Genomic DNA, 14,108 nt, shown 5'->3' on the forward strand with positions numbered 1-14,108 from the left:
TGCGACATTCAAGCGGTGGGCGGTCCGGCCTGTGATCGCTTGAATGGTCCATTCATACGGTCAGATAGCTTGGGTGCGACATTCAAGCTGGACCGAGGCGCAAGTTCGGCCGCGGACGCGCGAGCGCACGTTCGTATCCGGCAATCAGGTCAGCGACGACGCCCGCTGGGTCGTCTCTGATCTGCGATGGCAGGTGAGACACCATTATGGCGCCGGCTTTCTCCATTGCAGCGCGCTTGGCCATGGTGGCGGCGTGGTCGGCAGGACTCAGGTGATGCGCGAGCGAATCGATCTGCCATCCGAAGCAGACGAGGTCGATCCATCCGTCGGGAATGCAGATCAGTTTCCCGTCGGGGCCGAGTACGGGTCGATTGTGGACCATCTTCGGTAGATCCGTTGTGGCATAGAGTTTCTGTGCTTGGGCTTCCGCGACGGAGTGTGCGTCGTCGGCGAGGTCGCGCACCGCCATCCGGGCGACAGCTCCGTATTGCCGTGGCCCTTCCGTGAGCTCACGAACGAGGTCGCCGAGTTCGACGGATCCGCGTTGAATCGCCTGAGCGAACAAGTGGGTGCATCGGGTGGACGAGTGCATCGATCGTGCTGCGTCAGCGAGCGCACGGACCAGGGGCGCCACTCGCAGCTGTCCCCGCCGTTGCATTTCCGGCATGCGGGTCGTTCGTTCGACCCGAACGAAGGAAGTCGATGCTCGACGCATCGTCGACGGAACGAGAATGTGAACGTCGCCGCCGACGCGGTCGAAGCCATGCTGCTGCACCGCGGCGCCACCGGTGAGCGCACTGTGCTCACCTCCGTACAGAAGTGCAGCTGTCTGTTGCTGAAGCGCAGACGGGTTGCCGTTCTGCAGTAGGACGATTCCAGGTAATATTCGACGCCATTTGCCGTCGTCGGCTGTCCTCGCGGTGATCGATCCATCGGAAACACCGCACTGCCGCAATGCCTTTCGGGTGATCACCCCGTTCACCGACGCTGCGTTCAGTATTTCGCGCTCTGTTGCCCATTTGCCACGTTTCATGCACCGGACAGTGGCACGTCCGCGCACCGTCGCAGCTCGCGTGACCAGCCAGTATGCAGACCCTGTGGATGACTGCCGACGCTGTGGACAATGTGCCCGATTCGGGTACCGGCGGAGTCGAGGTTGTCGGGGACGTCTGCTAGGGGCTCGACCGGCCCAACTGCCCACCGCTTGAATGTCACCCACACGCTATCTGTTCGTATGAATGGACCATTCAAGCGATCACCGGCCCAACCGCCCACCGCTTGAATGTCGCACCCAAGCTATCTGTCCGTATGAATGGACCATTCAAGCGATCACCGGTCGAACACCCTCAAATTCCCCGGCGTCCAGAGGCCCGACCTGGTGACCTCCGAGGTCTCCACGGTCGCGGGGACGGCCTGGGGGTAGTAGGCGTCGTAGCGCTCGAGGGAGCCCCAGTCGCGGGCCCAGTCACGGTCGAGGTAGGTGGGCACGGTGACGGGCTGGGCGAGGAGTTCGCTCCAGCCGAGTGGGCCACCGTTGTCGCCGGACTGCCAGGTGTCCGTGGAGCTGACTGCCAAAGGACGGTCCGGGAGGATGCGGTAACCCGGCACCTCGGCGACGCCGTACTCGTGGTCGAACGGCCGCTGGCACGGGAACTGAAGACCGACAGCCCAGTCGAGCAACACAGGCTGTTCGCTGCCGATTACGGAGTTCAGTGTTTCGAGCTGCGGGACGCGCGGGGGTGTGAACGCGAACCACTGATCACCGGTCAGGTTGGGGTCGTTGGCGACGACGCGGACGGCGTCGGCGTCACCCGGTAGGTCGGCGATCGGGATCCGCAGGTTGCGCCACGACGGTGCGGGCCCGATGTCGCGGGGCAGGTAGGTGCCCTTGACGTCGACGGTGCCGTCGGGTTGGCGTGTGCCGTACTCGACGAGCAAGGACTGGCCGTACGTCATGGCGCCGGTGTCGTCGTAGGACAGGATGCGGCCAGCTGCCGAGATGACGATCAGCGGTGCGGAGTCCGAACGTTCCGGCAGCGCATACCAACTCGACGTCGCAGACGCGGGCTCCTGGATGCCCGGCTGGTAGGAGCCGAGCACGGGCGTCGTTGCCGGGTCGAGTCCGAACGGCAGTGCAGCGGTGGAGCCGTTGACGCCGCGGGCGCCGATGCCGCCTCCCGTACCGGAGCTCTGGCCTTCCTCGAACGCGGGTCCGACGCTCTGCTGGTCGGTATTTCCCTGTCCTGGTTTGACTTCCACGGCGTCGGCGCTGAGGTCGGTCGGTACACCGTTGGGGGTGAAGTTCGACGGGCTCTCGCCGCCGAGAGGCCCGGTCTCGGGATCGAACTCTGCCGGAATCGGTTCGAGTACACCGGAATTGGCATCGGACTCGACCAGAACGTCGTTCGCGAGGCCGCATGTGTTGCCGGTCAGTGCCTGAATGTTCGACCGCGCAAGGGAATACGCCGGATACTGCGATACCGCGCCCTTGACCAGCGACAGCACTTCGAACAGAACCATGAGTCCGGCGATGACGGTCAGTGGTGCAGCGGCGAATTTCTTGATCCGTCTGCCGCGTTCGGTACCTGCCCTCGGCTGTGGCGGTGCGTATCCCTCACGGAGGTACTGCCACGCGGCGAGCGCGAGTGCGAGACCGAAGAGTACGAGGAACAGTGTGTTGGACTGGTTTCCGCTCAGCGAGACCGTCTTGTCGAACCACGGCACACCGTAGCTGGAGACGTACCACCAACCGTTGATGCCCGAGAACGACAGTGCCAGAACGAACATCAGGCCAGCGAGGAAGATCGTCCGGTTACGACGCGACCGCAGTGCACTCGCCGACACTGCGACTGCCGTCAGTGCGGCGAGGCTGCCTGCGATGCCCGCGTACGACCCGAAGTGGTGCGTCCACTTGGTCGGGTTGAACATCATGAAGAAGATCGTTCCGAAGACGACGCCGATCAGACGCCATGCCGGGCCGTTGGAGATGCCGGGAACTCGACGACGACGCAGCAGCACGAACAGCGTCGTGAACAGGCACAGCAACATCGTCAGGAATGCGAATCGTCGGGCGACGGACCCGTCGACGGTCTGAACGAACAGGTAGTAGTAACGCAGGAAATCCTGGTACCACGCCTCGCTCGGGCCGATGGCGGTTCGCACACGCGTCGACTCCATGACCGTCGCGAAGGTCTGGTCGGCGAACACGACGACGAGTACGAGGAAGCCGGCAGCGGCGAGCGGCGCCAGCAGCGGCAGCGTTCCGACGAGACGGTGACGACGCACGACGATGCGGGCCATCGGGCGTGCACCCGCGAGCAGCGCAGCCACACACATCAGTCCCGTGGGCGCGGACGCCAGCGTGAACGCGCCGATCAGGAAGGCCGTGGCGGCGGGGAGCAGTCGTCCGGTCGCGATGGCACGTTCGATCGAGCACCACGTCAGCAGCGCGCCGACTGCGACGATGGGCTCGGGGCGCAGGCCGTTGTTGTAGGGCAACCAGAACGCGAGGAACACCAGGCCGCCGGTCCACAACGCGACATTGGACTTGCGTACCGCACGGCCGAGTCGCGGGACGACCTCGCGGCTGATGACCATCCAGCACAGGACACCCGCGATCAGCGCGGGCAGTCGCATCCAGGGGCTCGCCGTGGAGATCTTCGCGAACACCGCGAGCACGTCGTAGTACCAGCCGAACGGGGCTTCGGGGACGCCGAACCAGCGGAAGTAGTTGGCCATGTAGCCGGATTGATCGGCCGCGCGAGCCATCGTGAGGAGATAGCCGTCGTCGGAGGTGTTGGCGCCGACGAAGTGCCAGCCGACGAGCGCACCGAGGACGGTGACGTCGACGCCGGTGAACTTCCACCAGTGCGACGGGAAGAATCGGCGGTGGCCGCGACCGTCGATGCCGTCGAGGCGCCCGAGCGCGACCATCGCGAGGATGGTGCACAGGACGGCGACGAACATCGCGAGTAGTTTCAGGATCGTCGGGCTCGACGAGAAGCGCGAGTCGACGTCGATGGTGACGGACAGGCCCGCCGGAGCCGCGCCCTGCAGGTCGGTGAACACGCCGACGACCTGAGGCCGCAGGTCACCGTCGAGACGCCCGGTGCGGGGGTTGCCCGCGTCGTCGGACAGGCCGGTGAACTCGGCGGTGGTGGAGTCGATGTCCGAGCTGATCTCGATGGACCCGCACGCTGCGCCCTGGACGTCACCGCGCGGCGCCGACGCGACGACGACGTTGCGGTCGAGGACGTCGACAGAGCCTTCGCTGACGCGGACGAACAGGCTGTTGAGAGCGGCGCCGTCGCCCTGAGCCGGGGCGGTCGCGAGCAGCAATCCGCCTTCCGGGGGCAGCTGCGCGACCGCGCTACACGGAATGCTTGCGCTGAAGTCGAGCGGCGCCTGCGACACGAGGGGTGCGTCGATGTCCTCGATCGAGCCGTTCTGCGGCCACGAGATGGTCGACGTCGTCTGTACGACGGGTAGGAACGGCGTCAGGATCGCCAGGAACGCACCCAGCAGGCCGGTGATGATCGCGACCAGGCGCGTCGTACGCACCTGGGAGCGCAAATCGACCGCTGAACCCTTCTTCGATGGAACAGAGGGCACGGCGGATGAATCTGTCACGGCGTCGGGCACGATTGACGATGTTATGCGAGCGTGACAAGAAGGGCACACACGCCTGGTCCAGACCGGCGGCCTGGACCAGACGTCGAAACCGGGTGATCAGTTGTTTTTGATCGGTCCTGGGCTGAACAAGCCGGATCGCGTCGCGTCGGTCACCGTCACCGTCGCAGGTGTGGCGGCCGAATCGAGTGGGGAGTATCTCTCGATCGAGCCCCAGTCGCGGTCGTAGTCGTCCTTCAGATACGACGGCAGTGTCTGTGCCCCGAGCAGCTGTTCGGTCCAGCCGAGCGGTCCGCCGCCGATCCAGTCCTGCCACGCGTTGGTGGCTTCGGCGCCGGTGCGATCGGGGAGGATGCGGTATTCGGGAACCTCGGCGACGCCGTAGCGGTGATCGAACGGCCGCTGGCACGGGAATGCGAGTCCGACGGCCCAGTCGAGCAGGACGGGTGCGTCCGAGCCGACGACGTCGTTGAGCGACTGCGTCTGCGGGACACGTGGGGGAGTGATCGCGGCCCACTGGTTGCTGGCGGTGTCGGAGTCGTCGACGACGATGCGGATCGCGTCGGCCTCGGCGGGCAGGTCCGACAGCGGCACCCGCAGGTTGCGCCACGACGGCGCAGGACCGATGTCCGACGGTACGACGCGGCCAAGCGCTCGCACGTCCGAACCGTCGCGCACGCCGTATTCGACCTCGACGCTCGTGCCGGAGGTGACGATGCCGTCGGAGTCGACCGATCTGATGCGTCCTGCGGCGGCGATGGTGACGAGGTCGCCGTCGCCCGGGAGGCCGTACCAGTCCGTCGTCAGCGACGCGGGTTCCGAGGCCCCGAAACTACCGAGGACAGGGGTCGACGCCGGATCGAGTCCGAACGGCAGCGACACGGTGCTTCCGTTGATGCCTGCGTTGTCCTCGGTGCCGCCGGATGTGCCGGAGTTGTTGGTCGAGACGGTGGTGCTGCCGTCGGTCGGCGCAACGGAATTGGCGCCGCCCTGGGTCGATTCCTCGGCGTCTGCGGTCAGGTCGGATGCGACGCCGTTGGGTGTGAACCCTGTGTTGCCGCCAGCGGCCAGGGGATCGCTGCTGTTCGAAAGTGGCTGTAGCACTGATGCATTCGGATTCGTTTCGACGAGTACATCGTTCGCGAGACCGCATGAATTGCCGGTCAGCGAATCGATGTTGGATCGCGCGATCGAGTACGCCGGGTACTGCGCGACGGCCCCCTTGAGCAAGGACAGCACCTCGAACAGCACGACACCACCGGCGACGACGGTCAGCGCGGACGGCGAGAATCTACGACGCTTCGTTGTCGGCGGCTTCGCGTACGGCATCCGAATGTGTTGGTACGCAGCGTAGATGAGAGTGAGGACGGTGAGCCCGAGGAACAGCGTCGAGAAGCCCTTGCCGAGGAGCTGCGGCGGCTTGTCGAACCACGGGATGCCGTAACTCGAGACGTACCACCACCCGTTGGAGCTGGTGAAAGCCAGTGCGGTCAGGAACAGGACAGCGGCGGTGAACAGCGTTCGGTTGCGCGGCGACTTGATGGTCGCGGCAGTGACCGCGACCGCGGCAAGGGCGGCAACGGATCCGGCGAGTCCCGCGTAGACGCCGAAGTGGTGAGTCCATTTGGTCGGGGTGAACATCATCAGCGCGATCGACCCGATCACGATCCCGAGAATGCGACGCGACGGCCCGATCGCGGTGCCGGGGATGCGTCCGTTCTTGCGGAGCATGACGAGAATCGCGACGCCGACGCACAGCAGCATGACGAAGACACCGAACCGTCGGGCGAGCGAACCGTCGGGCGAGATGGTCATCAGCGCATCCCAGCGCACCCGCTCGTCGAACCACGCGACGTTCGGGCCGACGGCCGAGCGCACACGCGTCGCCTCGAGCACCGTCGACACTGTCTGGTCGGCGAAGATCGCGATGAGAACTGCGGTGCCCGACGCCAACAGCGGCGCGACCAGGCCCGAGAAGCCGACGAGTTTCGCCCGTCGAATCAGAATCTGCACGAGCGGCCGTGCCCCGGCCAGGAGCGCAGCGATACAGATGAGGCCGGTCGGTCCGGCAGCGAGTGAGAACGCGGCGATCAACAAGGCGACAGCCGCGGGCAGCAGTCGACCGGTCGCGATGGCACGTTCGATGGAACACCACGTCAACAGCGCGCCGAGTGCGATGACCGGCTCCGGACGCAGGCCGTTGTCATAAGGCAGCCAGAACGCCAGGAACACGAGGCCCGCTGTCCACAGCGCGACGCGGCTGCGGAACACTGCCTGGCCGAGCCGCGGAATGACCTCGCGACTGATGACCATCCAGCACAGAATCCCGGCGATGAGTGCAGGCAGACGCATCCAGACGCTGGCCGTCGACACCTTCGCGAAGGCGGCGAGCATGTCGTAGTACGGCATGCCGAACGGCGCTTCGGGAACGCCGAACCATCGGAAGTAGTTGGCCATGTACCCCGCGTGCTCGGATACGCGGGCCATGTTGAGCAGATAACCGTCGTCGGAGGTGTTGGCGCCGATGATGTGCCACAGAAGAAGAGTCCCGACGACGATCGCGTCGACTCCGGTCAGTTTCCACCAGCGGGACGGAAGGAAACCGCGTGCGCGACGGCCGTCGACCCCGTCGAGGCGATGTAGCGCGACGAGCGAGATGACGACGGCGATGACACCGACGATCATCGCGAGCAACTTGAACAGCGTCGGGCTCGACGAGAAGCGTGAGTCGATGTCGGCGGTGACGTTCAATCCAGGAACGTTCTGCTGCAGATCGGTGAAGATGCCGACCATCTGTGGTCTGCTGTCGCCGTCGCTGGTGGTGGTCTCGCCGTTCACCGTCACCGCCGTGCGCGACGAGTCGGAGTCGATCGTCACCTCGCACCCGTCGGCCGCCGGTGCTTCGGCGAGCACCTCGTCGCGCAGCACCACCCGCAGGGTCTGCTCGTCGTTCACCTCGACGACGAGGCCGCGGCTCGTCCTGTCGGGGGCGCCGGACGGCAGCGTCGAGACGAGCGTTCCTGGTGTGCTCGTGCACGGGACCGTCGCTTCGAGCCGCAGCGGTGTGTACGAGACGAGCGGAGCCTCGATGCTGCCGAAGTTCTCCTGCGGCCACGAGATGGTGGCCGCGGATTCCTTCACCGGCAGCAGCGGGGTGGCGAGCGCGAGGATCACACCGATCAACCCGGAGAGAACAGCGACGATGCGGGCAGTCTTCAAGTCGGGTTTCGAACGCACCCGATCATGGTAGGTGCCGACACTGTCAGCTCACGCTGCGCACGTCCCAGACCCACACTCCGCCGTGGAACTCACCCTCGGTACCGAGGAGTGAATCGACCGTCGCGCGCAGCACCGTCGCGTTCTTGCCGGGAGGAAGCACGACGACGTCGGCGTTCCAGAACCGGAGATCCTCGACGGCCTGAGCTCTCTGGTCGGCGGTCACGTCCGGAACCGTGCCGGAATCCTGGACGGACCCGAGCAGAAGCGCGGTGGGCCTGTCGACGGCACCGTACTTCGCCTTCTTGTCCGCAGCGTCGCTCGGACCGACGAAATAGCCTGCGGCAAGCGGGAATTGCATGTCGGCGTCGATCTGCCAGTGCAGGGGTCGCGCGTCCTCGGGTCGGGGAAGCGGCACGGTGACGACGGAACCCCCGGACACGTAGTCCTTCCATTCGTCACCCGCGAAGAACTGAGGCGTCGGAGACCGGTCGACGGCCTGCAACGGCGTCGGGATCAGCGGGATCAACGCGAGCGCCAGCGCGACCGACCACAGCGCGGGCACCGGACGCAGCCCACGGCTGAATGCCCTGTCGGTGGCGAGAACGATCAGCAGTGCGAGCGCAGGTATCGCGGCCAGCGCGAACCGTGTCTCGAGCACCGACTCGACGAGGGGCACCTTGGCCAGCCACGACCACGGCAGCTCGATCCCGGTGTCCTTCTTGCCGATGTACAACTCGCTACCCAGCGACAGCGTGCTCACGACGACGACAGTCACCGCCGCGGCGCGCACACGCGCCTCACGCCACATCCACGCGGTCGCGATCAACCCGAGCACCAGCAGCGGCCAGCCGAAGTACGCGTTCTCCTCGGTGGCATTGATACGCACGTTCTGACCGGGCGTCGTCATGCCGCCGATGGACTGGGACGGGAACTGGAACAGGGCCTTCGCGTCGTTGCCCATGTTTCCGTGCTCGAGGAACGAGTAGCTCTGCGGCCCCATGAACTGCCAGTACAGGGGGATGGCGACGAGCACGAGCGCCAGGACCGCGGCAACAGGAATGCCTTTCGACGCGTTCTTCAGCGCAGGCAGGATGCTTCGTGGCTTCCCGAGGTAGTAGGCGACCGTGAAGACCCCGAATGCGATCGCGAAGATCAGCAGCGGTTCTTCGCCCAGCATGATCTGCAGCGCGACGACGAGGCCCAGCGTGATGATGTTGCGACGCGTCGGACCGTTCTGCGCGATACCGATGACCGTCGACGCGATGACCGGCAGCAGGAACAGTACGACGAAGTTCGGGTGGCCGTTGGCGTGCGACACCATGCCCGGCGCGAATCCACACAGCGCGCCGCCGATCGCGGATGCGCCCTTCGACGCGCCGACGCGCCTCGAGAACAGCCAGTACCACGCGTACGCAGTGCCTCCGAGGCCTGCGGTGAGCGCGATCGCCCACGTGACCGTCGGGCCGAACAGCAGCGTGACGGGTGCGAGCGGAATCGAGAGCCCGAACATGGCCGTGTTGGCCATCAGATTCACGCCGAGCGGATAGTTCTGCAGGTCGCTCGACATGGGATTGTCGAGATGCGCGACGGCATGCGCTGCGACGGCGAAGAACCACTCCCACATCGCCTGGTCCTGGCCACTGTTGTACATGTAGCCATTGCCGAGGTTTCGCCACTGCCCTTGCATGACGAACAGCGCGCCGACGGTGAATGCCACGGCCGCGGCAACGTCCCCACGGTGGAGCCGCGGCAGTGCTCCGAGTTTCGATGCCTGCGCTGTCCCCGGTTGCTCGAGAACGGTCTGGTCGGTGAATGTCATCGGAGGGAACGTTACGTGAACGTTATGTGCTTTGCCTATGAAACGTGTGTGACCAGCGCAAACGGGCCGATATCGGTGACCGTGAAGCGTGGATCCTCGAACAGCGACTCGTCGAACGTGACGGTGTATCGACGTACGTTGGGATCGTTCGGATAGACGTCCTCGGCGAGGCGCAGCGTGTAGCCGTCGGCGCCGCGGCGGAACAGGAAAGCGTCGGGTGCTTCCCACGGGCTCTCGTCGAGGGCCTGCAGCAATTCGTCGGGTGTTTCGAGCTTCGACCAGTCGTCGATCGCTGTCGCACGCTTGTCGAACTGAGCCAGCGGATTCGCGTAGTGCGACGTCAAGCCCTGGAACCCGAAGTACGGGTAGTAACTGAGGAACGACGTGTCCGCCGTCAGCACGATCGTCTCGTCGCGCGGCTTTCCGAGTTGCTCTCCGATGGTCTTGTCGACGTCGCCGTAGTACGACACGGCGCTGGGCGGCCGCATGTCGGCGCGAACGCCGTCGCCGTCGGTGTCCGAGTAGGCGACGGTGATCTCCGACTCCAGCACGTGAGGAATGTTCTGCGCGAAGGCAAGTGCTCCGACGACCGCGACCACGACGGCTGCAACCTTGAACCGCGCGGGCTCGTTGATGGCCTGGTAGACAGCCTTCGATCCTTCGAGGAAGCCGAAAACGCCTGCAGCGCCGAGCAATACGATGAGCACTGCTTCGAGTCGGAACGACAGCAGGGTCGTGCCGGCGACCGCGGCCGCCATCGACAGCAACGTCCACAGATATACGGCGACGACGCCGATGGTCAGTGCCTGCGCACGCCGCGACGTTGCGGTCCGGACCGCGAGCCACAGTGTTCCGATCATCGTGAGAGCGCCGAGGAGTGAGAACTCGAACATCGGGAACGGCAGTGTCGCACCGGATTCGGGGAGATAGTGCAGCGCCGTTCCGGAGGTAGCCGGAGTGCCTTTCAGCGCAGCGATGAGATAGGGCAGCCATACAGTCAGCGCCACCAGGCCGGAGATGACGGCGATGACTACGAGCCTGATTGCGACAGGAATCGCTGCGCGCCACGTCTTGTGCGCTCTGATCCCGAGGAATACAGAGACCACGGCCATCAGGGTGACCGCGAACGCCGCCGCGCCCAGGTAGAGCGTGTAGAAAGTCGCCGCGAGCCCGAGGAACAACCCGGTCCCGACGACGGCGCCCCAGCCCCAGGATCGCTGGGATTCGTCCGTACTCCCGGATCGCTTGGGTTCGCCCGTGCCCCCAGACCGCTTGAATGGTCCATTCATACGATCAGATAGCGTCGGTGCGCCATTCAAGCCCGCGTCGGCGTCGGGTTGGTCAGCAACGGGCGCACCCCCGGATCGCTTGGATGGTCCATTCATACGATCAGATAGCTTCGGTGCGCCATTCAAGCCGGCGTCGGGTTGGTCGGGTTCGTCGGCGTCGCCCCCGGATCGCTTGGATGGTCCATTCATACGATCAGATAGCGTCGGTGCGCCATTCAAGCCGGCGCCGACGGGCCGATTCAGCGCACCCCAGGCGAGCAGCAACGCCGGCGCGATGAGCAGCGCGATGACGGCGCTGTACGCCTCGGGCGACGCGTAGGCGATGACGAGCGCAGTCGTGACGGCGCTGACGGCGACGGCCCAGTCGGCGCGGATCAGTTGACGCCACAGAGTGAACGCGACAACGGCTGTGACAGCGAGGAATCCGATTGCGAACGGCTTGAACACTTCCCAGCCGTCCATGCCGAGCAGGTTTCCGACGCGTCCGCCGATCCAGAACCATCCGGCCGGGTAGAACGGCGGAATGTCCGGATACGTCATGTCCCGCAGCGCGGCCGAATCCGTCAGTCGCGTCAGGTATTCGGTGCGAAACTCCTGGTCGACGCTGATGCCGAACAGATACAGTTTGGTTGCCGCCAAAGGCATTCCGAGGGTCACCGTCACGAAGCCGGACAAGCCTGCCCACGCGAGGAGACGTGCGAGCCACTCGCGGCTGCCGCGTCGATACAACACGATGGCTGCAGCGAGTGCGACGGCACACACGACCTGGCCGAGCGTCGTGAGTGCCCGAGTGACGTTGGACGAGTTGAACGCCGGCCAGTCGACGAGCGAGAAGGCGTACAACCCGACCGACGCAACGATCGTCGCGACGAGAGCGGCCAGTACGCCGTCGACGGCGGTCCCGAGCGCTCGTTTCATCTAGATGGGGAGCTTGCGGAAGATGGGCCGCGGGACGTGCCGCAGGATCATCATCACGAAGCGGAACGGGCCGGGTGCCCAGACCAGGTCCTTGCCCTTCTGCGACGCGGCGACGGCCAGGGCGGCGATGTCTTCCTTGTCGACGGTGAGCGGCGCTTCCTTGACGTGGGCACTGAACTTGGTGCGCACCATGCCGGGGCGGATGACGGTGACGCGAGGTCCGAACGGACGCAATGCTTCTCCCAAGCCGAGGTAGAAGCCGTCGAGGCCGGCCTTGGTGGAGCCGTAGACGAAGTTGGACCGACGAACTCGCTCGCCTGCCACCGAGGACATCACGATGATCCGGCCCGACGCCTGTGCCTTCATCTTCTCGCCGAGCAGCACACCGACCGAGACGGAGGCGGTGTAGTTGATGTTGGCCGTCAGCACTGCCTTGCGCTGGTCCTGCCACAGTTCTTCGGCGTCGAAGTCGACGGCGAATGCGACGATCGCGACGTCGACGTCGCCCTTCGACCAGGCTTCCTCGATGACCTTGGGGTGCGACGCGGTGTCGAGTGCGTCGAAGTCGATGACGTCGACTGCCTTGGCGCCCTTGGCTTTCAGCTGCGCGACCGAAGCGTCACGCAGGGGATCGTTCGGCAACGCAGCGAGGACGACGCGTGCCGGTGACTTCGACAGGTACTCCTCGGTGATGGCGAGACCGATCTCGCTCGTACCGCCGAGAACAAGAATGGTCTGCGGGTTTCCCACAGCGTCGATCGTCACAGCAATTCCAATCTTCTGGCCATATCGGAGGCGAAAACGCCTGTGGGGTCTACGGATCGGCGGACCTTGATCCACTCGTCGATCCGCGGGTACATCGCATGGAAGGTCTCCGCGGTCGTGCGCGAATCCTTCGCCGTGTAGAGGCGTCCGCCGAATTCGAGCACGCGCTTGTCGAGTTCCTGAACGAACTCGTTGAGACCGGCCTTGATCGGGAAGTCGACGCAGATGTTCCAGCCTGGAATCGGAAAGCTCAGTGGCGCTTTGTTTCCCGGGCCGAACAGCTTGAACACGTTCAGGAAGGAGTAGTGGCCGGAACGCTGGATGTCGACGATGATCTTCTTGAACTCGTCGACTGCCTCCGGCGGCACCACGAACTGGTACTGCAGGAATCCCTTGGATCCGTACGCACGGTTCCACTCGCCGAACATGTCGAGTGGGTGATAGAACGCGGTCAGGTTCTGCACCTTGTTGCGGTAGTTGCCGGCCTTGCGATACCAGACCTCGCCGACGGCCGAGAACGTGTACTTGTTCGCGAGACCGTTCGGGAAGACATCCGGGAACGTGACGAGTGGCTTGGCGTTGAAGCGCAGCGGATCTTTCTGCAGCTTCTCGGGCAGCTGGTCCAGACGGGCCAATGATCCACGTGAAACAGCGGCGCGACCGAGCTTCGGCGGCGGTGCCACGGCGTCGAACCAGGCGCTCGAGTAGTCGTAGTTGTTCTCGCTGCCGTCGCTGTGCAGCGCGATGGTCTCGTCGAGAGTCTGGGTGACATCACCGTCGGCGATGAAGTACGCAGTTTCCGTCGGTGTCATCTCGATGGTCGCGCGCAGGATGATGCCCGTCAGCCCGTTGCCGCCGATGGTTGCCCAGAACAGCTTTGCGGTGCGGCCGTTCGGGGTGAGGTGACGCACTTCGCCGTCGGCGGTCAGCAGTTCCATCGACCGCACATGATTGCCGAAGCTACCTGCGCTGTGATGGTTCTTACCGTGGATGTCCGTGCCGATCGCGCCACCGATGGTGACCTGACGCGTACCTGGCAGCACCGGAACCCACAGGCCGAACGGGAGAGCCGCACGCATCAGCGCATCGAGACTGACACCGCCGTCGACGTCGACGATTCGCGTTGTCGCATCGATGCTGTGAATGCCGTTCAGCGCCGTCATGTCGACGACGAGACCGCCGGAGTTCTGCGCGTTGTCGCCGTACGACCGACCCAGCCCGCGCGCGATGACGCCTCGGCGGAGGTGGGACGGCTTGGTGTCGTTCTGCTCTGCGACCTGCTTGACGGCCTTCGCGATGAGCTCTGGGTCAGAGGTGGAGAGCACCTCACCCGTCGAGGGCGCAGTGCGTCCCCATCCGGTGAGTGTGCGGGTCTGCGTGGGTAGCGGCGCAGTGTCCCCGGCCTGTGGTTCCAGGGGGAAGAGTGCGTCGTCGGCTGTCGTGGACATCGATGTAGAGGGTACCCGGTA

The 14,108-nt window shown here is 65.1% G+C and carries 7 protein-coding genes; all 7 read right to left on the reverse strand.

The window, feature by feature from the left end; all coding sequences use genetic code 11:
- Positions 1-82: 82 nt before the first annotated feature.
- Complete coding sequence (locus CHB96_RS20140) at positions 83-1,033, reverse strand: hypothetical protein (RefSeq protein WP_089249517.1); 951 nt, start codon at positions 1,031-1,033, stop codon at positions 83-85.
- Between the two features lie 296 nt (positions 1,034-1,329).
- Positions 1,330-4,641 (reverse strand): arabinosyltransferase domain-containing protein, encoded by a 3,312-nt coding sequence (locus CHB96_RS20145; RefSeq protein ID WP_089249519.1) that lies wholly within the window; start codon positions 4,639-4,641, stop codon positions 1,330-1,332.
- 87 nt (positions 4,642-4,728) lie between these two features.
- Positions 4,729-7,866 (reverse strand): arabinosyltransferase domain-containing protein, encoded by a 3,138-nt coding sequence (locus CHB96_RS20150; protein WP_089249521.1) that lies wholly within the window; start codon positions 7,864-7,866, stop codon positions 4,729-4,731.
- A gap of 25 nt (positions 7,867-7,891) precedes the next feature.
- Entirely contained in the window at positions 7,892-9,667 is a 1,776-nt protein-coding gene (locus CHB96_RS20155; RefSeq protein WP_089249523.1) for a glycosyl transferase, read from the reverse strand.
- Positions 9,668-9,702: 35 nt separating this feature from the next.
- A complete protein-coding gene (locus CHB96_RS20160; protein ID WP_089249525.1) occupies positions 9,703-11,874 on the reverse strand; it encodes a galactan 5-O-arabinofuranosyltransferase in 2,172 nt (723 codons plus the stop codon).
- Positions 11,875-12,639, reverse strand: coding sequence for a decaprenylphospho-beta-D-erythro-pentofuranosid-2-ulose 2-reductase (dprE2, locus tag CHB96_RS20165; protein WP_089249527.1), 765 nt, complete (start codon positions 12,637-12,639; stop codon positions 11,875-11,877). It abuts the gene before it with no gap.
- Entirely contained in the window at positions 12,636-14,087 is a 1,452-nt protein-coding gene (gene dprE1 / locus CHB96_RS20170; RefSeq protein WP_089249529.1) for a decaprenylphosphoryl-beta-D-ribose oxidase, read from the reverse strand. Before dprE1 ends, dprE2 begins: the two co-directional genes overlap by 4 nt.
- Positions 14,088-14,108: the final 21 nt, after the last annotated feature.

The organism is Rhodococcoides kyotonense (assembly GCF_900188125.1).
Lineage (GTDB): Bacteria > Actinomycetota > Actinomycetes > Mycobacteriales > Mycobacteriaceae > Rhodococcoides > Rhodococcoides kyotonense.

What these genes read in the sequence shown, in the direction of transcription:
- CHB96_RS20140 (WP_089249517.1), bottom strand. Translation starts at nt 1,033, where the DNA reads ATGAAACGTGGCAAATGGGCAACAGAGCGCGAAATACTGAACGCAGCG.
- CHB96_RS20155 (WP_089249523.1), bottom strand. Translation starts at nt 9,667, where the DNA reads ATGACATTCACCGACCAGACCGTTCTCGAGCAACCGGGGACAGCGCAG.
- CHB96_RS20160 (WP_089249525.1), bottom strand. Translation starts at nt 11,874, where the DNA reads ATGAAACGAGCGCTCGGGACCGCCGTCGACGGCGTACTGGCCGCTCTC.
- dprE1 (WP_089249529.1), bottom strand. Translation starts at nt 14,087, where the DNA reads ATGTCCACGACAGCCGACGACGCACTCTTCCCCCTGGAACCACAGGCC.